Here is a 20,847-nt window from a genome sequence, read left to right on the forward strand (position 1 = left end):
ACCGACATGTCGGCAGGGGCGGCTGTCCAGGGCTGGTCTGTTGATGACACGGTGGGCGTCACAGGTGCCTTCCGCCCCTAGCCTCGCTTCACCACGATATGACGGGAGTATCGCATGCAACATTTGACGCATTTCTACATCAATGGAAGCTGGCAGGCGCCTCATGGTAACGAGTGCCTGGAGGTGGTGGATCCGGCGACCGAGGTGGCTTGTGCCTCGGTGCCTCGTGCCACTCAAGAGGATATTGATGCCGCGGTTCATGCCGCCCGCCAGGCGCTTCCTTCCTGGGCTGCGACGCCAGCCAGCGAGCGTCATGATCTCTTGATGGCGGCGGCGAAGGAAATGCAGCGGCGCTATGACGAACTCCGCGATGCGCATGTTCTGACCGTGGGCAGCCCGATCGAGATGGCCGGTGCGATCCATGTGGATGGTCCGATCGAGGGCATGCAGTACTATGCCGAGCGCGCCAGCCGAATGGAGGAAGTCGAGCAGAGGGGAAGCGTTTCCCTGGTGCGCGAGCCTATCGGTGTCTGTGCGTTGATCAATCCCTGGAATTACCCACTTCATCAGCTGATCGGCAAGCTGGCCCCCGCGCTGGCGGCAGGCTGCACGGTGGTCGCCAAGCCGGCCGAGCAGACGCCCCTCCAGGACTTCATCATGGCCGAAATCTTCGAGGAAGTTGGCCTTCCCCCCGGAGTGTTCAACCTGGTGACCGGTGTCGGCTCGGATATCGGCCCGATCATGGCCGCTCATTCCGATGTGGACATGATTTCGTTTACCGGGTCCACCAGGGCGGGTGTCCAGGTCGCGGAGAACGCGGCTCCTACCGTGAAGCGTGTCTGCCAGGAGCTGGGGGGGAAGTCTCCTCTGGTGATTACCGAGAACGCCGATCTCGAAGCGGCCGTTCGCCTGGGGGTCGAAAACGTGATGGCCAATACCGGCCAGACGTGCGATGCGTTCACTCGCATGCTGGTGCCGCGTGCACTGTTGAAAGATGCGGCGGCATTGGCCGGTAATATTGCCAGAGAGCAGGTCGTGGGGGATCCGAAGCGCCCCGGTACGACCATGGGGCCCGTGGTGTCCGAGCGTCAGAAGTCCATCGTGCAGCATTTCATACGGCGTGGCCTCGAAGAAGGGGCGACTCTCGTCGAGGGTGGCCTTGATGCACCGGACCATCTGGATCGCGGCTACTACGTTCGTCCGACGATCTTCAGCGACGTGAAGAATGATATGGAGATCGCTCAGGAGGAAATCTTCGGACCGGTGTTGTGCCTGCTGGGTTATGACAGCATTGATGAGGCCATCGAGATCGCTAACGATACCATCTACGGGCTGTCCTCGGCGGTATATGCTCGCGATGTGAATGAGGCATTGCCGATCGCCCGGCGAATCCAGGCGGGCCAATGCTACCTCCAGGAGGCCGAGTTCTCCTTTGAAGCGCCCTTTGGCGGCTACAAGCAATCCGGCAATGGCCGCGAGTTTGGTGAAGAAGGCCTGCTCGAGTATGTCGAGATCAAGTCCATTATCGGGACCTGATATTTTCCGGCGAGGCCGCCAAGATCACCGGTAATGTGCCTTGTTAACTAAAGGAGCAGGCTCCGAAAGGGTGGCGACGACTTTACCGTATTCGCGCCACCCTCCCTCCCTCCTTCCCTCACGCCTCCTGTAGTCTCTCGGATCGCACCACCATCTCTTGACTGACGAGCCTCGTGCTCTGCAGGAAGAGGGGTGATGCCGTGGAAGTCATGGCAAGAAGAAGCCTCGGCATGCGATGGCGACGGATGATGGTGCTGATCGATGTCAGTCGGCTTCGTGTCTCTACCATCTCCTGCGTAGATGTTTCCGAAGAATGACGGGGAGTCATCATCTCCAGGGTGCCGCTTCTCATTCCTCGTGGAGTCAAGGGGCATCGATGCCGTTGTGATCCCTTCGTCACGCATTATGACCGTAGAGAAGACCTGGTTGATGACATTGGCGTGGCCGGTATGGGTCTTGTGTCGAGGCTTGAGTGTGAGATCTCGGTGGGAAGGGTTGGGCGGGTTTTGATAAGTTTGTTCGGAATAATCATCATGCAATATGATGTTTTTTTGATTGATTTTTTCCGATGATTTTCGATATACCTTTCGGATAAGGTGGGAATAATAATGAAAATTTACCAATCGAAAAAAACTGTGAATTGTTCGGAAATTCCATCTTCAATAGGGTTCCTGTTCCAGGCGCAAAGGGCGCATGTCGTGCCTTTTTGATGATGGCTCGACAGATGGTGGATCCGTCTATTCATCGTTGATCGACAAGAGCTTTCAATGGTGGACAAGCCCTGGAATGGGTGGGTGAGATTGAGCGAGCCCCGCCCACGCCCTTCCGAATAATGCTGACCGTGTCGCCTTTCCGGGAAGGGAGTACCCCTCACCTCAGTGGCATCGGAGCGGGGCGGCCTGGCAAGGGAATGCCGCCGCCCTTCGGGGAGTAAAGCGGCATGGGGTGCCGCGATATCGACATGAATTTCTTGACGCTTTAGCTTCACGGCTTTCCCCGTTTCTCGGCATGATGGCGAGATCAAGGCAGGGGGAGCATGTGATAGTCTGTCACGCTTTATCGGCCAGGCCCCGTCGCTATCGATGCCTCGCTCAGGACCATGAGGAAGCCGTCATAGCAACATGTTACCGTCGCTTATCGTTTGCCAAACGCAGGGCGACGGGGCCTGCCCATCAAGAGGAGAGTTGACTTGGAACTGATCCAATACGCGATGGACAACCTCGACCTGCTGCTCTCGAGGACCCTCGAGCACATCGCGCTGGTCGGGGTCGCCGTCGGCATCGCCACCCTCACCGGGGTGCCCATCGGCATCGCCATCACCAAGAACGAGCGCCTGGCCAAGGCGGTGCTGTATGCGGCCTCGATCATCGTCACGGTGCCGTCCATCGCGCTGTTCGGGATCATGATCCCGGTGCTGTCGCTGATCGGCCAGGGCATCGGCTATCTGCCGGCGGTGATCGCCGTGCTGCTCTACTCGCAGCTGCCGATCATCCGCAACACCTACACCGCCATCCACAACGTCGACCCGGCGCTGCGCGAGGCGGCCCGCGGCATCGGCATGAGCCAGAACCAGCGGCTGCGCATGGTCGAGATCCCGCTGGCGGTGCCGGTGATCATGGCCGGCGTCCGCACCGCCGTGGTGCTCAACATCGGCGTCATGGCGATCGCCGCCTACATCGGCGCCGGCGGGCTCGGCACCTTCATCAGCCGCGGCATCTCGCAGTCCGACCCGCGCCAGCTGATCGTCGGCGCGGTGGCGGTCAGCCTGCTGGCGATCATCGTCGACTACGGCCTGCTGGCGCTGCAGAAGCGCCTGACGCCCCTCGGGATGGAGCGCGCCGCCGAGACGGCCTGATCCCGTCCCGCGCGGGCCCCGGCTCATCAAACAAGGATTCCCCCGCATGATTCGACTCGACAACCTGACCAAGGTCTTCGACACCCCCAAGGGCGCGGTCACCGCCGCCGACCACATCAACATGGAGGTGCCGGCCGGCGAGATCTGCATCCTGCTCGGCCCCTCCGGCTGCGGCAAGACCACCACGCTGAAGATGATCAACCGCATCGTGCGCCCCACCTCGGGCAAGGTGTTCATCAACGGCGAGGACACCACCGACCTGAACACCCAGGAGCTGCGCCGCAATATCGGCTACGTGATCCAGCAGATCGGCCTGTTCCCCAACATGACCATCGAGGACAACATCACGGTGGTGCCCAAGCTGCTGGGCTGGGACAAGGCCAAGTACCGGGAGCGCGCCCGGGAGCTGATGGACATGATCGCGCTGGACCCGGACGCCTTCCTCAAGCGCTATCCCAACGAGCTCTCCGGCGGCCAGCAGCAGCGCATCGGCGTGGCCCGGGCGCTGGCCGCCGATCCGCCGGTGATGCTGATGGACGAGCCCTTCGGCGCCATCGACCCGATCAACCGCGCGGTGATCCAGGACGAGTTCCTCAAGATGCAGCAGGCACTCAACAAGACCATCATGTTCGTCAGCCACGACATCGACGAGGCGATCAAGATGGGCGACCGGGTCGCCATCTTTCGCGCCGGCCGCCTGGAGCAGTACTCCACCCCGGACGAGCTGCTGGCCAACCCCAAGGACGAGTTCGTCGAGTCCTTCCTCGGCGAGGACCGGGCGCTCAAGCGCCTCAACCTGGTCAAGGTGCGCGACGTGGTCTCCGACGAGATCGGCACCGTGTCGCCCAGCGACACCCTGGAGACCGCCCTGGCCCGGATCGACGACTTCGGCTACCAGAACGCGATCCTGGTGGTGAACGATCGCCGCCAGCCGGTCGGCGTCATCACCCGCTCCCAGGCGCGCACCACCCGGGGCTACTGCCGCGACCATTTCCAGAACGTGCCGGCCACCGTGTCGCTGGACGACGACCTGCGCAAGGTCGCCTCGCTGATGTTCTCCAACGACATCACCTGGCTGCCCTGCGTGGACGAGGCCGGCCGGGTCTGCGGCCAGATCACCCAGCGCGCCATGACCCACCACCTGGGCTCGCGGTTCCGCCCCACGGAATCCGCCGCGACCGCCGAACCGGCCACCAAGGAGTAAGCCGATGCCGATCCGGAGCCTGAAGGGGGCCCTGCGCATTGCGCTGCTCATCGCCATCTTCTTCCTCGGCGTGTGGAGCCAGTCCAGCGGGGTCATCGACGACTTCATCTTCTACCTGCCCGACGTCCAGTTCCTGGCCGTGCAGCACCTGTGGCTGACCCTCATGTCCGGCGGCCTGGCCATCCTGGTGGCCATTCCGCTGGGCGTGCTGCTGTCGCGCCCCAGCATGGCCCGCATCGCCGAATCGGCCATGCAGGTGCTCAACGTCGGCACCACCATCCCGACGCTGGCGGTGCTGGCGCTGTCGATGAGCTTTCTCGGCATCGGCACCGTGCCGGCGGTGTTCGGGCTGTTCGTGGCCACGCTGCTGCCGATCACCCGCAACACCTACGCCGGCCTCAAGGGCGTCAACCCGGCGCTCATGGAGGCCGCCTCGGGCATCGGCATGTCGCCGGCCCAGCGCCTGCTGCGCGTCGAGATGCCCAATGCCCTCTACGTGATCTTCGCCGGTATCCGCACGGCGCTGACCATCAACGTGGGCACCGTGCCGCTGGCCTTCCTGATCGGCGCCGGCGGCCTGGGCGAGCTGATCTTCACCGGCATCGATCTCTACGACCCGGTGATGATGCTGTCCGGGGCCATTCCCACCGCCCTGCTGGCGATCGTGGTCGATGCCATCGTGGCCACCACCGCCTTCCTGGTGGTGCCGCGCGGCGTCAATCCGACACGGGACTGAAACGACCCGAGCCTTTTCGGCCGCCCCGGCGGCCTCATGTGAAAGACCAAGCCGACAATACCAAGGAGACCACCATGAAACGCGTGATGATGACACTTTCCGGCCTGGCTCTGGCCGGTGCCATGACCAGCGCCCAGGCCAACGAGATCAACGTTGGCGGCAAGAACTATACCGAGCAGCTCATTCTCGCCAACATGACCGAGCTGTATCTCGACGACTTGGGATATGACGTGACCCGGCGCGATGGCATGGGCTCCGCCGTGCTGCGCCAGGCCCAGGAAAACGGCCAGATCGACCTCTACTGGGAGTACACCGGCACCTCGCTGATCGTCTACAACGATATCAGTGAGTCGCTGTCTCGTGAGGCCACCTATGACAAGGTCAAGGAACTCGATGCCGAGAAGGGCCTGGTGTGGCTGGAGCCGTCCGACGCCAACAACACCTACGCCATGGCCATGCGCGAGGATCATGCCGAGGAGCACGGCATCGCGACGCTCGAGGATCTGGCCGATGAGGTCAACAACGACATGGACCTGACGGTGGGGCTCGACACCGAGTTCTATTCGCGGAATGACGGCTGGCGTCCGCTGCAGGAGACCTACGACTTCAAGGTGGGGCGTAGCGATATCGTTCGCATGGATACCGGTCTGATGTATTCGGCCCTGCGCGACAGCGAGGTCGATGTCGCGGTGGTCTTTTCCACCGACGGCCGCGTTCCGGCCTTCGACCTGCGGATCCTGGAAGACACCAAGGGCTATTTCCCGGCCTATGCGCTGACCCCGGTGGTGCGCGAGGAGACCCTGGAGGCCAATCCGGAGCTCGCCGAGCAGATGAACGCGCTGTCCGCGCTGCTCGACGACGAGACCATGGCAAGCCTCAACGCCCGGGTCGACGTCGAGCGTGAGACCATCGAGGACGTGGCACAGTCCTTCCTCGAAGAGCAGGACCTGATCTAACGGACTACGCAGCGCCAGCAGCGTCTTGGTGCTGGCGATTCGCCGGGGCAAGCCTGGCTGCGGAGAGAGGCCAAGGACGGCGGTTGGTTTATCAGCCCTTGTTGAATGACTGCGACTCCCGCGACGCGGGAATACCGGAAGGGTGTCGTTTCCTCTCCGGTTCGGCACATCCTCGTATCCCTCGACGGCCTTCTCCGGCCGCTTTTCTTCGGCCCGTTTCCGGCCGGGGAGTGCGTCGCCGGGTCGCCGAGCTCGAGCGATAGATAAAAAGTATTCGCATTTTCATTGACGGGGCGGCGAGGAGAATTTACGTTGAGGGCGTGGCGTTGATGAACCGCCACGGCTGACGGCCGCTAGGGTCAGCGGCTGCCAGCTCCTCCTCATTGTTAGTCACGGTCTCTCGCCGCCCCCTCAGGGCGGCTTTTTTCGTTCCTGCCTGATGCCTGCCGGATCGTCATCGTCGCCGAGCATCGGCGATGGCCGTACGCCCCATCCCTGTTGAACGGCGGCCCGGTATCGGGCCGCTGTTTTTTCATGTCGCCTAGCGCAGGGGGGCGCAGTGAGTGTTCGCCGCCTCGGTGGAGTCGTTTCAGTCGAGGCTGGTGTCGCGAATGACGGCGTTGATCAGGCAGTAGAGACCATAGCTGGCCAGGCCGAGAGCCACCGCGCCGAGCAGCCAGGGGCCGAAGGGCTGGGCGGCCAGCACGTTGAGCGCGCCGCCGAGGCCCTGGGCCTCGCTGGGGTCGGTGCGCCAGGCGGCGAGGCACAGGAACAGGCCGATCACCTGGAACACCAGGCCGCGGGCGGAGAGCCCCCAGCAGGTGATGATGTCGGCCAGCCGCTGCTGTAGCGGCCCCAGATCCTGGCGGTACCAGTTCTTGAGGTAGGACTGGCGGATGGCCCGCCACAGCTGGCGCAGGCCGATGGCGATGAACACCAGGCCGACGGCGAAGATCACATAGAGCCCGCCCTGGTGGCTCATCACCTGGGCGGTGCGGTCGCTGGCCGTATCGCTGCCCGAGGCCTCGGCGACGTCGCGCAGCAGGTCGAGGCAGTAGACGCTGAGGCTGGCATGGATGAGGCTGCTGATCACAAAGCCCAGCCGGGTAACCAGCCCCTTGGGGCCGTGCCCGGCGTCCTCGGTGTCCAGCACGGCCTGGAGCAGGCGCCAGGCGGCATAGGCGGCGAGCCCCGCGCCCAGCGCGATGATCATCAGGTCGCCCAAGGGCTGGCGGGCGAGGCCGAACAGGGCCTCCTTGGTGCCGACGTTGTCGCCGCCCAGCCCGACCGCCGCCAGGAAGGCCAGGCCGCCCACCAGCAGGTAGACGATGCCCTTGGCGGCATAGCCGGCACCGGCCGCGAGGGCCACGCCCCGCGTCAGTCGGGAATCGGATCTTGGCATCGTGGGCTCCACGGTCGAAGTGTCAGGCGAGGCCGATGACCACCAGCGCCAGGGTGGTGCCGGTCAGCAGGTAGGCCACCAGTGCCATCAGGCCGTCCTCGGCGAGCAGCGCCAGGCCGAAGAGCGTCAGCGCCAGGCCGCCGCCGTTGGCGGAGAAGGGCACCAGCTCCATCGGTGGCATGGCCAGGCCGATCAGCAGGCAGGTCAGGGCCACCGGCAGGTGGGCCGGGGCGCGGGTGAGCCAGACCAGCCGCGTGCGCAGGTAGCGGTCGATCCAGCGGGCGGGGCGCGCCATCCAGTCGGTGACCCGCACGAACCGCGAGCGGGAGACCCGGCGCTCGAGCAGGAAGCGCGGCAGCCAGAAGTGCTCGCGCCCCAGCAGCAACTGGGCGGCCACCAGCACCACCAGCGTGGCCATCAGGGTAGGCACGCCGGGAATGTCGCCGATCACCGGCGCCAGGGTGACGAGCCCGGCGACCAGCAGGAAGGGCGCGAAGCTGCGCCGGCCGACGGTATCGAGGATCGCCTCCAGGCTCACGTCGTCGCGCTGTTCACCGGCCTGCTGGACCCGGGTGATCAGCGTCGTCAGGCTGCCGGGGCCTTCCTGGGGCGGTACTTGCTGGGCGTCGTCGGTCATGCGGTCCTGCCGTCCGGGAAATGGGAGGATGGGCGCCGGCATGCCCTCGTCGCGCCTGCCGGGCGTCCGGCATCACGATATCGTATGCTGAACGCCCCGTCCTTCCCGCTTTGCCGGCGAGCCTCGATATCGCCGGCCGGCTCTCGAGACAAGGAGACTCTCATGCCGTTTTCGCTATGGATGTCGCTGGCCGCGATCTGTGCCATGGGGGCGATGTCGCCCGGGCCGAGCCTGGCGCTGGTGCTGCGCCATACCCTGGGCGGCGGTCGCGTGCCGGGGATCATGGCGGCGCTCACCCACGCGCTGGGGGTGGGCCTCTATGCGCTGCTGACCGTGTGGGGCCTGGGGGCGCTGATCGTGAGCTTCCCGACGCTGTTCCAGGCCATCACCTGGGGCGGGGCGGCCTATCTGGCGTGGCTCGGCGTCAAGGCGCTGCGGGCCGGCCGCGGCGGGGCGCTGGACGCCCAGGCGATGGCCACGACCCGGCGCCAGGCGGCCCGCGACGGCATGCTGGTGGCACTCGGCAATCCCAAGCTGATCCTGTTCTTCGTGGCCCTGCTCAGCCAGTTCGTGACGCCGGACATGAGCCTGGCCGCCCGGGCGATCATCGTGCTGACGGCGGTGGTCATCGACGGCGGCTGGTACGTGCTGGTGGCCGTCGGGCTCTCCCACTCGCGGGTGCTGCCCTGGCTGCAGGCCCGGGCGCACTGGATCAATCGCATCACCGGCGTGCTGCTGCTGGGGCTGGCGCTGCGCGTGGTGGCGGGGCCGATCATGTAGCGCGGTCGTGACGCCCTGGCGGTAACGCCTCGGACACGGGGCATGGAGCCCCACTGCCGCCGTCACGCCGGCCAGCCGATCGATGGGGAGCGGTCCGGCTCCTTCAGCTCGGCAGGCGGGCCAGGATCTCGTCCACGCGCGCCTCGGCCGGCAGCACCCCGTAGGCGCCGCCGACCCGCTCGCCCAGCCGGCCGCGGCAGTAGCCGTGGCCCACCGCCGGCGGGGCGTGGCGCAGCAGCAGCGCGGCCTGCAGGCACTGGGCCAGGCGCTGGGTCAGCCAGCGGGCGCGGGGCTCGAGCGCCTCGGGCGACTCGCCGATCAGGCCTTCGAGCTCGGCCAGGGCGGCGTCGAGCTCGGCGGACTCGCCCTGCACCGCATCGAACTCCTCGCGCAGCGCGGCCAGCGACTCGGGATGGCGGCCGAGCACGCGCAGCACGTCCAGGCAGATCACGTTGCCCGAGCCCTCCCAGATCGAGTTGACCGGCGCCTCGCGATACAGCCGCGCCAGCGGCGTTTCCTCCACGTAGCCGATGCCGCCGAGGCACTCCATGGCCTCGGCCAGGAAGCCCGGCGCGCGCTTGTTGTGCCAGTACTTGGCCAGCGCCGGCAGCAGCCGGGCCAGGGCGCGTTCGTGGTCGTCGCCTCGCGCGGCGCCGTCGAAGGCCCGGGCGGTGCGCAGCGTCAGCGCCACGCCGGCTTCCACTTCCAGGCTCATGTCGGCGATCAGCGTGCGCATCAGCGGCTGCTCGGCCAGCCGGCGGCCGAAGGCCTGTCGATGCTGGACGAAGCGCCAGGCCTCGACCAGCCCCTGGCGCATCATCGCCACCGGCGCGGTGGCGGCGTCCAGCCGGGTCTGCTGCACCATCGCCAGGATGGTCGCCACGCCGCGGCCGGGCTCGCCCAGCGGCCGGGCCCAGGCGTCGCGGTACTCGATCTCCGCCGAGGCGTTGGCGCGGTTGCCGCACTTGTCCTTGAGGCGCTGCAGCTCGATCGGGTTGCGCGTGCCGTCCGGGGCAAAGCGCGGCACCAGGAAGCAGCCGAGACCCTCGTCGGTCTGCGCCAGGGTCAGGAAGGCGTCGGACATGGGCGCGCTGCAGAACCACTTGTGGCCGGTCAGCCGCCAGCCGTCGCCGGTGGCTTCGGCGCGGGTGGTGTTGGCGCGCACGTCGCTGCCGCCCTGTTTCTCGGTCATCGCCATGCCGAAGGTCAGCGCGCTCTTCTGCTCCGCGGGCAGCGGGCGCGGGTCGTAGTCCCAGGCCAGCAGCTTCGGCGCCCACTCGGTCATGGCCTCGGGCGAGGCGCGCAGCGCCGGCAGGGCGGCGTGGGTCATGGTCACCGGGCAGCAGAAGCCCGGCTCGGCCTGGGTCAGCAGGTAGAGGGCGGCGACGTGGGCCTGATGGCCGCCGCGGCCTTCCTCCTGCCAGGCCACGGCGTGCCAGCCGTGATCCAGCGCCAGGTGCATCAGCTCGTGATAGGCGGGATGGTAGGCGACCTCGTCCAGGCGCCGGCCGTGGCGGTCGAACAGCCTGAGCTCGGGCGGATGGTGATTCGCCGCTTCGCCCAGCGCCTGCACCCGCCGGCTGCCCACCTCGCGGCCCAGCGAGGCCAGGCGGCGGGCGACCCAGTCCGGCGCCTCCCGCGCGAGCGCCTCCCGCAGCGGGGTGTCGTCGGCGAGGGCGTCGCGGTCTTCGGGCGGGGGCGGCTGATTGGTCACCGCATGGGTGGCCAGCCGGTCGCGGGGCGCGTGATCGTGCATGACGGACCTCCGGCAGGCGGACTCCCCTGAGCATGGCGGCTGGCGGCGAGCCGGTCAAAGCCGCCCGGCCTCTCCCTAGAGCGAGGTGCGCACCGACCACAGCTCGGGGAAGAACTGCAGATCCAGCGCCTTGACCAGGTAGTTGACCCCGGCGGTGCCGCCGGTGCCGCGGCGATAGCCGATGATGCGCTCCACCGTCTTCATGTGGCTGAAGCGCCACTTCTGGAAGTTGTACTCCAGGTCGACCAGCTTCTCGGCCAGCTCGTAGAGGTCCCAGTGGGTGGCGGTGTCGCGGTAGACCGCCGCCCAGGCGGCCTCGACCTCGGGCGAGGCGGCATAGGGCTCGGCCCAGTCGCGCGCCAGGTGGCCGTCGGGAATGGCGAAGCCGCGCGCGGCGAGGCGCTGCAGCACGATGTCGTAGAGGCTCGGCGCCTGCAGCACCGCGGTCAGGTGGGCGTGGTGGTCGGGATGGGCGCGGTGGGCCTCGACCATCCTGGCGTTCTTGTTGCCGAGCAGGAACTCGAGCTCGCGGTACTGGAAGGACTGGAAGCCCGAGCTCTGGCCCAATTCGTCGCGAAAGCTCGAGTAGTCCGCCGGCGTCATGGTCACCAGCACCTCCCAGGCCTTGATCAGCTGCTCCTGGATGCGGGCGACCCGGGTCAGCATCTTGAACGCCGGGCGCAGCTCGTCGCGGCGGATGCAGTCGGCGGCGCCGTGGGCCTCGTGCAGGCACAGCTTCATCCATAGCTCCGAGGCCTGGTGGATGACGATGAACAGCATCTCGTCGTGCTGGCGGGAGCGCGGATGCTGGCAGTCGAGCAGGGTCTCCAGGCCCAGGTACTGGCCGTAGCTCATGTCCTGGTCCCAGTGGATGGCCTCGCTGTCGAGGTCGACGCGGGGGCGATGCTGATGCGAGTCGGTCATGGCGGGCTCCGGGAGAGAGTGCGGATGGCGGCGTCGCCTCGACTCTACGCCGCGCCTGCGTGGATGAGGATAGTGCACCCTGGACGCGGGGCCGGCGTGAGCCGATGACGCGTGACGCTCCGGGCCTGACTGAGTAGGCTGAAGACATTTCCCCGGAGAGCCGTGATGACCGACGACGCCCTGGCGCCCGCGCCGCTGCCCGCCCCCCGCATCGCCGACGAGAGCATCCAGCTGGTGGACGCCCGCAACCGGCCCTGCGGCAGCGCGTCCCGGGCCACCATGCGCCGCTATCGCTACTGGCATCGCGCCACCTACATCGTGGTGCGCAACGCCGCCGGCGAGCTGTGCGTGCAGCGTCGCACCCTGACCAAGGAGGTGTTCCCCGGCGGGCTGGACCTGGCCGCCGGCGGCGTGGTCGGGGCCGGCGAGCCGGTGCATCTGGCCGCCCGCCGCGAGCTGGCCGAGGAGCTGGGCATCGTCGGCGAGCCGCTGCGCCACGTGCTGGAGTTCGTCTACGACGCCGACGGCCATCACATCTTCGGCAGCGCCTACCTGGTCGACTACGACGGCCCGCTCACGCTCCAGGCCGAGGAGGTCGCCGACGCCTTCTGGTGCCCGCCCCAGGAGGCGCTGGCGCTGGAGGGCGTGACCCCGGACACCCGCCAGGCGGTGGAGGCCCTGTGGCAGCGCGGCTGGCTGGAGGCGGGCGCGTGAACCGCCCCGTCGACGGCGAACGGCTGGCGGCGGTGCTGGCCGCCCTGGAGGGCGTGGTGCTGGGCAAGCCGCGCGAGGTGCGCCTGGCGCTGTGCGCCCTGCTGGCCCGCGGCCACCTGCTGATCGAGGACCTGCCCGGGCTCGGCAAGACCACCCTGGCCCAGGCGCTGGCGCGGGTCACCGGGCTCGACATGCAGCGCCTGCAGTTCACCAGCGACCTGCTGCCCGCCGACGTGCTCGGCGTCTCGGTGTTCGATCCCCGCGAGGCCAGCTTCCGCTTCCATCCCGGGCCGGTGTTCCACGGCCTGGTGCTGGCCGACGAGATCAACCGCGCCACGCCCAAGACCCAGAGCGCGCTGCTCGAGGCCATGGAGGAGGGCCGCGTCACCGTGGAGGGCGAGACCCGGACGCTGCCCGATCCCTTCTTCGTCATCGCCACCCAGAATCCCCTGGAGCAGGCCGGCACCTTCCCGCTGCCCGAGTCCCAGCTCGACCGCTTCCTGATGCGGCTGTCGCTGGGCTACCCCGACGCCCGCGCCGAGCGCGAGATCCTGCGCGGTCAGGCCGGGCGTTCGACCCTGGGCGAGCTGCCGGCGCTGCTCGACGCCGAGACCCTGCGCCACTGGCAGGCGCGCTGCGAGCGGCTGCACGTGGCCGAGCCGCTGCTCGACTACGTGCAGGCGCTGACCGCCGCCAGCCGCGAGCATCCCGAGGCCGGCTGGGGGCTGTCGCCGCGCGGCGCCCTGGCGCTGCTGCGGGCCGCCCGGGCCTGGGCGATGCTCGCCGGGCGCGACCACGTGCTGCCCGAGGACGTCCAGGCGGTGTGGGCGCCGGTGGTGGCCCACCGCCTCGGCGGCCGGCGCGACGAGGGCGAGGCGCTGGCCCATCGGCTGCTGGGCCGGGTGCCGGTGCTGGGATGAGTGGGCGGCGCCGCGCCTGGCCGCGGAACGGGTGGCATCGCCTGGCCGCCCCGCTCGGCGCGCCGCTGCCCCAGCGGCGGCTGTTCCTGCTGCCGACCCGCTTCGGGCTGGGCTGGGCGGTGCTCATCGTGCTGCTGATGCTGCTCGGCATCAACTACCAGAACAGCCTGATCCATGCGCTGGCCTTCTGGCTGTTCGCCCTGGGCGTGGCGGTGCTGCTGCGCGCCTGGCGCAACCTGCTCGGCGTGCGCCTGAGCCTGCGCCTGCCCGCCGAGGCCTTCGCCGGCGGCGCGGCGCGGCTGGGCGTGATCGCCGAGTCCCGCCGGCCGCGCACCGCGCTGCAGGTGCGCTGCAACCGCGAGCGGGTCCGGTTCGACGTCGAGGACGGCCGCGGCGAGGGCGAGCTGTGTGTGCCCACGCCGACGCGCGGGGTGTGGCGCGTGCCGACGCTGAGCCTCGAGAGCCGCTGGCCGCTGGGGCTGGTGCGCGCCCTGGCCTGGCAGGCCCATGAGCACGAGCTGGTGATCTGGCCGCAGCCGCTGGGCGAGGCCGAGACGTACCGCGCCGACGGCGGCCCCGGCCGCGAGGAGGAGGACTTCGCTGGCCTGCGACGCGCGGCGCCCGGCGACGGGCCGGCGCGGCTGGCCTGGAAGCAGTGGAGCCGCACCGGCACATTGGCCAGCAAGGCCTTCGAGGCGCCCCCGCGGGACGCTGTGTGGCTCGACTACGCCGACGGCCGCGGCGACCCGGAACGCCGGCTGTCCTGGCTGTGCGCCCGGGTGCTGGCCCATCATCGCGCCGGCGAGCGCTTCGGCCTGCGCCTGCCCGACCGGACGCTGGCGCAGGGGCAGGGCGAGGCCCATCGCCGCGCGGCGCTCGACGCCCTGGCCCGCTGCCGGCCGGGGGCGGACGGGGAGGCCGCGCCATGAGCCGGGCGTCACGGCCCCGTTCCGCCGAGGCCCCGGCGGTGCTGGCCGACGGGCGCGGGCTGAGCGGCGCCATGCTGTGGCGGCTGTTCGTCGGCCAGTGCCTGGTGCTGGCGCTGCATCTGGTCTGGATGCCGGCCTGGTTCGCCGGCGTGGCGGTGGTGGTGGCCGGCTACCGCTACCGCCAGCTGCGCCGCGACGCCCCGCGGGCCGGGCTCTTGCTGCGGCTGGCCGCGGTGGGCGCGCTGGTGGCGGCGCTGTGGGGCCAGTACGGCAGCCTCGGCGAGATGCGGGCGCTGATCGGCCTGCTGCTGGGCGTCTACCTGCTCAAGCTGCTGGAGACCCACGACCGGCGCGACGCCCGGGTGGTGGTGGCGATCGGCCTGGTGGCCACCGGTGTGGCCTTCCTCCACGGCCAGGGCCTGCCGCTGGCGCTGGCGGCGTTCGTCGCCCTGGCCTGGCAGCTGCAGTCGCTGATGTGGCTGTCCGGGGCGCGCAGCCGCCGCCGGGCCTGGGGCGAGGTCGGCTGGCTGCTGGGCCTCTCGGCGCCGCTGATGGTGGCGCTGTTTCTGGTCGTGCCGCGGCTGCCGCCGCTGTGGCAGATGCCCGAGACCCCGCGGGCCGCCACCGGGCTCTCCGACAGCGTCTCGCCCGGCGACATCGCCGAGCTGTCGCGCAGCGACGCCCGGGCCTTCCGCGCCGAGTTCCGCGGCCAGGCGCCGCCGCCCGGCGAGCGCTACTGGCGCGTCTACACGCTGTCGCACTTCGACGGCGTCAGCTGGCGCCGGGTCTCGCCGTCGCAGCAGGCCGCGACCCTGGAGCGACCGCTGTCGCGCTTCGTGCGCGAGGGTCGGGCCAGCGCCTGGGCAGGGCAGGATCCGCCACGCTACGACTACGCGCTGTTGCTGGAGCCCGACAGCCGCCCCTGGCGGCCGAGCCTGGGCACGCCGCTGCGCGCCGGCGAGCCCCAGCGCTTCCTGGCCGACGGCACCCTGGCCGGTCGCGAGGCGCTGCGCAGCCGCGCGCTGCTGGACCTCGAGAGCAGCGGCGCGGCGCCGGCCTACGCCGACCCCGCCGGCACCCGCTGGTTCCGGCTGCTGCCGACCGACACCAACCCGCGCACCCGCGCGCTGGCGCGGCGGCTGTGGCGCCAGAGCGACGGCGACCCGCGGCGCTACCTCGACGCCGTGCTGGCGCGCTTCGGCGAGGCACCGTATCGCTATACGCTGTCGCCGCCGCGGCTCGCCGGCCCGCATCGGGTCGATGATTTCCTGTTCGAGGCCCGGGCCGGCTACTGCTCCCACTACGCCTCGGCCACCGCCGTGATGGCGCGGATGGCCGGCATCCCGGCCCGGCTGGTGGCGGGGTTCCTGGGCGGCGAGCGCCATCCCGACGGCCACTTCACGGTGCGCGACTACGACGCCCACGCCTGGGTGGAGGTGTGGCAGGACGGCGCCTGGCAGCGCCTCGATCCCACCGCGGCCATCGCCCCGGAGCGCATCGAGCAGGGCGCGGCGGCGGTGAGCGAGGGGCGCGAGGCCTTCCTGGCCGATTCGCCCTTCTCGCCGCTGCGCTATCGTGGCGTCGGCTGGCTCAACGGGATGCGCCTCGAATGGGAGCGCCTGGAGTACCAGTGGCAGCGGGGGGTGATCGACTATCGGGGCACGGCCCGGGAGCGGCTGATGGCGGAGCTGACCGAGGCGCTGGCGCAGCTGGGCAGGGCCCTGGTCGCGCTCGGCCCCTGGCGTGTCGTGGGCCTCGCCGCGCTGGCGCTGCTCGCCGTGGCGGGGGGCGCACTCGGATGGCGCGGCTGGCGGCGAGGGTGGCGCGGGCGGCGGGACGAGGCCCGGCGCCTCGCGGCCTTCCAGGCCTGGCTCGGGCGGCGCGGCTATCCGCTGCGTCCCGGCGAGTCGCCGGCGGCGCATCTCCGGCGGGTCGCGCGGGACAGGGACGCCGCCGGACCGGCGCTGGAGGCGGCCGCCGAGGCCCTGGAACAGTGGCTCTACGCGCCGCTCGACGCGTCCGAACGGCGCGAGGCCGCGCGCCGCCTGCACGCCGCGCTCGGGCGGGCGCGCCGGGACTGGCGCCGCGCCACACGGCGTGTCATCGTGAAAGCACAGACTGCGAGCACGCGCCATGAGCATCCATGATCACGACTGCCACACCTCCCGTGGCGAGCCCTTCAACCTGCGCGCCCTGCGCGGCCAGGTGCTGCTGGTCGTCAACGTGGCGAGCCAGTGTGGCTTCACGCCCCAGCTGCGCGACCTCGAGCGGCTCTATCGTCGCTACCGCGACCGCGGTTTCACCGTGCTGGCCTTTCCCTGCAACCAGTTCGCCCGCCAGTCGCCGGAGTCGGCCCAGGCCTTCTGTGCCTTCGGCGAGCGGGAATACGGCGTGACCTTCCCGCTGATGGAGAAGGTGCGGGTCAACGGCGGCGGCACGCATCCGCTGTTCGTCGAGCTCAAGCGTCAGGCGCCCGGCATATTGGGCACGGGGATGATCAAGTGGAACTTCACCAAGTTCCTGGTCGGCCGCGACGGCCGGGTGATCCGTCGCTTCTCGCCGCGGGACGGCGAGGCGGTGCTGGTCGAGGCGCTGGAGCGGGCCCTCGACGAGACCTGAGCCGCCCGGCGGACTATTCCCGGTCGCTGCCGCGGGTCATGCGGCGGATCAGCGGCTCCTTCCACACGCGGGTATGCACCCAGGCCATGACGATGTGGCCGACGATCAGGGCGAGCAGCGTCCAGCCCAGCAGCCCGTGCCACTGGCTGCCGAGGCCGGTCATCCATTCGACCTCGGTCTCGCGCCCCTCGAAGATCGACAGGCCCAGGGCCGAGAAGGCCCGGTCGGAGCCGAAGGCGCGGATCAGGGCCACGCCGGGCACCACGATCAGCAGCGCGTACATCGCCACGTGGGCGAGGGCGGCCAGGCGTTCGATGGGGCGGTCGTGCGGCGGCCGGCGCGACAGGTTGAGCAGCCCCCAGGCGCCGCGCAGCACCGCCAGGGCGAGGATCAGCACGCCGTTGGAGAAGTGGTAGCCGAAGAAGAAGTCGGCCAGTGGCGTGTCGTCGACCGTCACCCGCAGCACCACCGAGACGGCCTGCCACAGCAGCAGCAGGGCCATCAGCCAGTGAAACGTGCGGGTGACCAGGCCGTAGCCGTGGCGGTGATCCATGAGGCGGGTGTCCATGGGGCGCTAGCTCCGTGTCGGGACGTCATGCCGGCGGCGCCGGCTCACCCGTCACAGACTGGCACAGCGGCGGATGGGGCGACAGCGTTTCGGGGGCGTCAGGAAGGCACGTCCTGGCCGCGGGCGATCATCAGTCGCTCCATCAGCTCGTTGAAGCGATGGCGGGCCATCATGGTGGTCAGCCCCGAGAACAGCGCCCAGGTCCGGCGGCGCCAGCCGGTCAGCCGCAGGTTGTGGGCCACCAGGCGCTTCATCAGCCGGTAGTCGTCGAACTCGCGCCATTCGCCGGCCACCGACATCTGCTGGCGGGTCAGCACCGGGGCCAGCTCCAGGCGGAACACCCATTCCAGCTCGCGCTCGCTCAGGCCGTGGCGCTCGATCTCCTCGATCATGCGCGCGTAGTCGGTCTCCCGCGGTTCGCGCTCCAGCCACAGCGGTGCCAGCGCCAGCCAGAGGTCGCCGCGCGTGTCGACGAGGGTCTGTGCGTCCATGGGATCTCCTGAGGGTGGGGGATGGCCAGCATCCTGCCCCAGCCGGCGGCCGCGCTCAAGGGCGGACAGCGCCGGACGAGGCCGCTAGAATGTCGCCACGAACGAATTTCCTTTCACCGGGGCGGCGGTTGTCCGCCGCCCCGCTGCGAACGCCAAGAGGTCTAACGTGATCATCAAGCCCAAGGTCCGCGGTTTCATCTGCACCACCACCCACCCCGTCGGCTGCGAGCAGAACGTGCTCGAGCAGATCGAGGCGACCCGCGCCCGCAACCTGGACAAGAGCGCCGGGCCGAAGAAGGTCCTGGTGATCGGGGCCTCCAGCGGCTATGGCCTCTCCGCGCGCATCACCGCGGCCTTCGGCTACGGTGCCGATACCCTGGGCGTGTTCTTCGAGAAGCCGGGCACCGAGAAGAAGCCGGGCACCGCCGGCTGGTACAACGCCGCCGCCTTCGACAAGTTCGCCAAGCAGGAAGGGCTGTACAGCAAGTCCATCAACGGCGACGCCTTCTCCCACGAGGCCCGCGAAAAGGCCATCGAGCTGATTAAGCAGGACATGGGCCAGGTCGACCTGGTGGTCTACTCGCTGGCCTCGCCGGTGCGCAAGCTGCCGGACAGCGGTGAGATGAAGCGCTCCAGCCTCAAGCCGATCGGCGAGACCTACCGCGCCACCGCCATCGACACCAACAAGGACGCCATCATCGAGGCCGAGGTGGAGCCGGCGACCCAGCAGGAGATCGACGACACCACCGCGGTGATGGGCGGCGAGGACTGGGAGCTGTGGATCGACGCCCTGGACAAGGCCGGCGTTCTGGCCGACGGCGCCAAGTCGGTGGCCTTCAGCTACATCGGCACCGAGATCACCTGGCCGATCTACTGGCACGGCGCCCTGGGCAAGGCCAAGGAAGATCTGGATCGCGCCGCCGGCGAGATCGACAAGCGCCTGGCCGAGCGGGGCGGCAGCGCCAACGTGGCGGTGCTCAAGTCCGTGGTCACCCAGGCCAGCGCGGCCATCCCGGTCATGCCGCTCTACATCGCCATGGTCTACAAGGTGATGAAGGAGCAGGGCCTGCACGAGGGCACCATCGACCAGCTCAACCGCCTGTTCGGCGAGCGCCTATACGGCGGCAGTGCCGACACCGACGAGGCCGGTCGCCTGCGCCTGGACGACTGGGAACTGCGCGACGACGTCCAGCAGGCCTGCAAGGACCTGTGGCCGCAGGTGACCACCGACAACCTGTTCGACATCACCGACTATGCTGGCTACAAGCACGAGTTCCTGAAGCTGTTCGGCTTCGAGCGCGACGACGTCGACTACGACGCCGACGTGGCGACCGAGCGGGACTTCGATGTCGTGAACCTGTAACGGGGCCCGGCGCGCCGGCGTCCCGTTTTCCGACCCACGCGCCCGGGAGGTGCCCATGGAGTCACGGGAAAGCAAGACGCCGGACGAGGAGCTGACACACCTGCACGAGGTCAGCCAGCCCGAGGACTACGACCACCCCGAGCCGGACGTGGAGCAGCCCGAGGCCCGCGAGCCCAACAGCGGCATGGCCTGGCTGCTGCCCGCGCTGATAGTGGTGGTGGCCGTGGTGATCGTCGGTCTGCTGGTGATCGGCCTGGCCGACTGAGCCGCCATCGTGCACGACGCCGGGCCTTGCGCCCGGCGTCGGCGTGTCCGCACGGCTGTTACGCCCGACGCCTTCGGCCTAGAATGGGGCTTTTCCCGTTCTCGAGAGTGCCCCATGCCCGATGCCCCGCCCGTTGCATCCGCCGTGCCGCTGTCCCGGCACGTGGGCGTGGTGGTGCTGCCCGGCTTCTCGCTGCTCGCCCAGGCCTGTGCCACCGAGCCGCTGGTGGTGGCCAACCGCCTGGCGGAGCGCAGCCTCTATCGGCTCTCCACCTATGCGATCGACGAGCGTCCGGTGCCCAGTGCCGCCGGCCAGGCGCTGGTGCCCGAGGCGTCGGCCGGCGAGCCGGACCAGGCCCTCGACATGCTGCTGGTCTGCGCCCCCGGGCCGCTCGCCGGCAGCGTGCCCGAGGGGCTGCTCGAGTGGCTGCGTCGCCTGGCCGCCGCCCGGGTGGTGCTGGGCGGCATCGGCGGTGGCACCGAGGTGCTGGCCCGAGCCGGCGTGCTCGAAGGCTATCGGGCGACCCTGCCATGGACGCGCTTCGAGGCCTTCGCCCATGACCATCCCCGGGTGCGGCTCTCCCAGCAGCTGTTCGAGATCGACCGCGACCGCCTGACCTGCGGCGGCGGCACCGCCGCCATGGACATGATGATGACGCTGATCGGTACCCAGCAGGGGGCCGAGCTGGCCGAGCGCATCTCCGAGCATTTCGTGCTCGAGCGCATCCGCATGGGCGACGAGCCCCAGCAGGTGCCGCTGCGCACCCGGCTGGGCAATGCCCCGCAGAGCCTGATCGACGCGGTGGCGCTGATGGAGTCCAACATCGAGGAGCCGCTGACCACCCACGAGCTGTCCGAGCACCTCGGCATCTCGCGGCGCCAGCTGGAGCGGCTGTTCAAGAAGCACCTGCAGGCGGTGCCCAGCCGCTACTACCTCAACCTGCGCCTGCAGCAGGCCCGCAAGCAGCTGCGCGAGAGCGACCGGCCGGCCGGCGAGATCGCCCTGCAGACCGGCTTCTCCTCGGCGGCGCACTTCTCCACCGCCTATCGCAACCACTTCGGCATCACGCCCCGGGAAGAGCGCCTGGGCGACATGGGCGGCGCGTTGCGTCGGTGATCCGCCTGCCGACCCTGGCCGGGCTCGCGTCGGTGACGTCTCCCTGTCCGTCCGGCAACCTGCCGCCTGCTGCAGG

General features: G+C 69.4%; 20 protein-coding genes. 14 read left to right on the plus strand and 6 right to left on the minus strand.

Features of this window, described 5'->3' with window-relative positions; translation table 11 throughout:
* Nucleotides 1–114: 114 nt before the first annotated feature.
* The 5 genes from FIU88_RS02250 to FIU88_RS02270 all read left to right on the plus strand — a co-directional run bounded on the left by FIU88_RS02250 (nucleotide 115) and on the right by FIU88_RS02270 (nucleotide 6,287).
* Nucleotides 115–1,536, plus strand: coding sequence for an aldehyde dehydrogenase family protein (locus tag FIU88_RS02250; protein ID WP_152478018.1), 1,422 nt, complete (start codon nucleotides 115–117; stop codon nucleotides 1,534–1,536).
* Between the two features lie 1,210 nt (nucleotides 1,537–2,746).
* The gene (locus FIU88_RS02255) at nucleotides 2,747–3,391 is read left to right on the plus strand and encodes an ABC transporter permease (RefSeq protein ID WP_301339552.1); all 645 of its coding nucleotides are present in this window, start codon (nucleotides 2,747–2,749) and stop codon (nucleotides 3,389–3,391) included.
* A 46-nt stretch (nucleotides 3,392–3,437) separates the two neighbouring features.
* On the plus strand, nucleotides 3,438–4,595 hold the full coding sequence (locus tag FIU88_RS02260; protein ID WP_152478020.1) for an ABC transporter ATP-binding protein: 1,158 nt from the start codon (nucleotides 3,438–3,440) through the stop codon (nucleotides 4,593–4,595).
* 4 nt (nucleotides 4,596–4,599) lie between these two features.
* A complete protein-coding gene (locus FIU88_RS02265) occupies nucleotides 4,600–5,331 on the plus strand; it encodes an ABC transporter permease (protein ID WP_152478021.1) in 732 nt (243 codons plus the stop codon).
* Between the two features lie 74 nt (nucleotides 5,332–5,405).
* A complete protein-coding gene (locus FIU88_RS02270; protein ID WP_152478022.1) occupies nucleotides 5,406–6,287 on the plus strand; it encodes a glycine betaine ABC transporter substrate-binding protein in 882 nt (293 codons plus the stop codon).
* A gap of 589 nt (nucleotides 6,288–6,876) precedes the next feature.
* On the opposite strand, the gene FIU88_RS02275 is transcribed toward FIU88_RS02270, so the two are convergent.
* Entirely contained in the window at nucleotides 6,877–7,689 is an 813-nt protein-coding gene (locus FIU88_RS02275; protein ID WP_253742685.1) for a DUF1206 domain-containing protein, read from the minus strand.
* Between the two features lie 22 nt (nucleotides 7,690–7,711).
* Entirely contained in the window at nucleotides 7,712–8,326 is a 615-nt protein-coding gene (locus FIU88_RS02280; protein WP_152478023.1) for an exopolysaccharide biosynthesis protein, read from the minus strand.
* Nucleotides 8,327–8,488: 162 nt separating this feature from the next.
* Between FIU88_RS02280 and FIU88_RS02285 the strand changes: the two genes are divergently transcribed.
* Entirely contained in the window at nucleotides 8,489–9,106 is a 618-nt protein-coding gene (locus tag FIU88_RS02285) for a LysE family translocator (protein ID WP_172977640.1), read from the plus strand.
* Between the two features lie 103 nt (nucleotides 9,107–9,209).
* Here the strand turns inward: FIU88_RS02285 and FIU88_RS02290 are convergent, their stop codons facing one another.
* Together FIU88_RS02290 and kynA are read right to left on the minus strand one after the other, a co-directional pair.
* Nucleotides 9,210–10,862 (minus strand): acyl-CoA dehydrogenase family protein, encoded by a 1,653-nt coding sequence (locus tag FIU88_RS02290; protein WP_152478024.1) that lies wholly within the window; start codon nucleotides 10,860–10,862, stop codon nucleotides 9,210–9,212.
* A gap of 75 nt (nucleotides 10,863–10,937) precedes the next feature.
* Nucleotides 10,938–11,786 carry a tryptophan 2,3-dioxygenase gene (kynA, locus tag FIU88_RS02295; RefSeq protein WP_152478025.1) on the minus strand — a complete coding sequence of 283 codons (849 nt, stop codon included), beginning with the start codon at nucleotides 11,784–11,786 and terminating at the stop codon, nucleotides 10,938–10,940.
* A 165-nt stretch (nucleotides 11,787–11,951) separates the two neighbouring features.
* Between kynA and FIU88_RS02300 the strand changes: the two genes are divergently transcribed.
* Genes FIU88_RS02300 through FIU88_RS02320 form a run of 5 tightly spaced genes read left to right on the plus strand, consistent with a single transcriptional unit; the run spans nucleotide 11,952 to nucleotide 16,968 of the window.
* Nucleotides 11,952–12,500: an NUDIX hydrolase gene (locus FIU88_RS02300; protein WP_152478026.1), complete on the plus strand. Its 549-nt coding sequence runs from the start codon at nucleotides 11,952–11,954 to the stop codon at nucleotides 12,498–12,500.
* Complete coding sequence (locus FIU88_RS02305) at nucleotides 12,497–13,420, plus strand: MoxR family ATPase (protein WP_152478027.1); 924 nt, start codon at nucleotides 12,497–12,499, stop codon at nucleotides 13,418–13,420. Before FIU88_RS02300 ends, FIU88_RS02305 begins: the two co-directional genes overlap by 4 nt.
* Nucleotides 13,417–14,349 carry a DUF58 domain-containing protein gene (locus FIU88_RS02310; RefSeq protein ID WP_152478028.1) on the plus strand — a complete coding sequence of 311 codons (933 nt, stop codon included), beginning with the start codon at nucleotides 13,417–13,419 and terminating at the stop codon, nucleotides 14,347–14,349. Before FIU88_RS02305 ends, FIU88_RS02310 begins: the two co-directional genes overlap by 4 nt.
* A complete protein-coding gene (locus tag FIU88_RS02315; protein WP_152478029.1) occupies nucleotides 14,346–16,496 on the plus strand; it encodes a DUF3488 and transglutaminase-like domain-containing protein in 2,151 nt (716 codons plus the stop codon). The genes FIU88_RS02310 and FIU88_RS02315 overlap by 4 nt, the downstream gene beginning before the upstream one ends.
* Entirely contained in the window at nucleotides 16,483–16,968 is a 486-nt protein-coding gene (locus FIU88_RS02320; RefSeq protein WP_016855121.1) for a glutathione peroxidase, read from the plus strand. The genes FIU88_RS02315 and FIU88_RS02320 overlap by 14 nt, the downstream gene beginning before the upstream one ends.
* 13 nt (nucleotides 16,969–16,981) lie before the next feature.
* Here the strand turns inward: FIU88_RS02320 and FIU88_RS02325 are convergent, their stop codons facing one another.
* Together FIU88_RS02325 and FIU88_RS02330 are read right to left on the minus strand one after the other, a co-directional pair.
* Nucleotides 16,982–17,536: a cytochrome b gene (locus FIU88_RS02325; protein WP_016855120.1), complete on the minus strand. Its 555-nt coding sequence runs from the start codon at nucleotides 17,534–17,536 to the stop codon at nucleotides 16,982–16,984.
* A 98-nt stretch (nucleotides 17,537–17,634) separates the two neighbouring features.
* Entirely contained in the window at nucleotides 17,635–18,027 is a 393-nt protein-coding gene (locus FIU88_RS02330) for a hypothetical protein (protein ID WP_016855119.1), read from the minus strand.
* A 166-nt stretch (nucleotides 18,028–18,193) separates the two neighbouring features.
* On the opposite strand from FIU88_RS02330, the gene fabV reads away from it, so the two are divergent.
* The 3 genes from fabV (at nucleotide 18,194) to FIU88_RS02345 (ending at nucleotide 20,771) form a co-directional block, all read left to right on the plus strand.
* On the plus strand, nucleotides 18,194–19,390 hold the full coding sequence (gene fabV, locus FIU88_RS02335; RefSeq protein WP_152478030.1) for an enoyl-ACP reductase FabV: 1,197 nt from the start codon (nucleotides 18,194–18,196) through the stop codon (nucleotides 19,388–19,390).
* 55 nt (nucleotides 19,391–19,445) lie between these two features.
* Nucleotides 19,446–19,655: a hypothetical protein gene (locus tag FIU88_RS02340; protein WP_152478031.1), complete on the plus strand. Its 210-nt coding sequence runs from the start codon at nucleotides 19,446–19,448 to the stop codon at nucleotides 19,653–19,655.
* A gap of 114 nt (nucleotides 19,656–19,769) precedes the next feature.
* A complete protein-coding gene (locus FIU88_RS02345) occupies nucleotides 19,770–20,771 on the plus strand; it encodes a GlxA family transcriptional regulator (RefSeq protein WP_172977641.1) in 1,002 nt (333 codons plus the stop codon).
* Nucleotides 20,772–20,847: the final 76 nt, after the last annotated feature.

The organism is Halomonas sp. THAF12, from assembly GCF_009363675.1.
Taxonomy (GTDB): Bacteria; Pseudomonadota; Gammaproteobacteria; order Pseudomonadales; family Halomonadaceae; genus Halomonas; species Halomonas smyrnensis.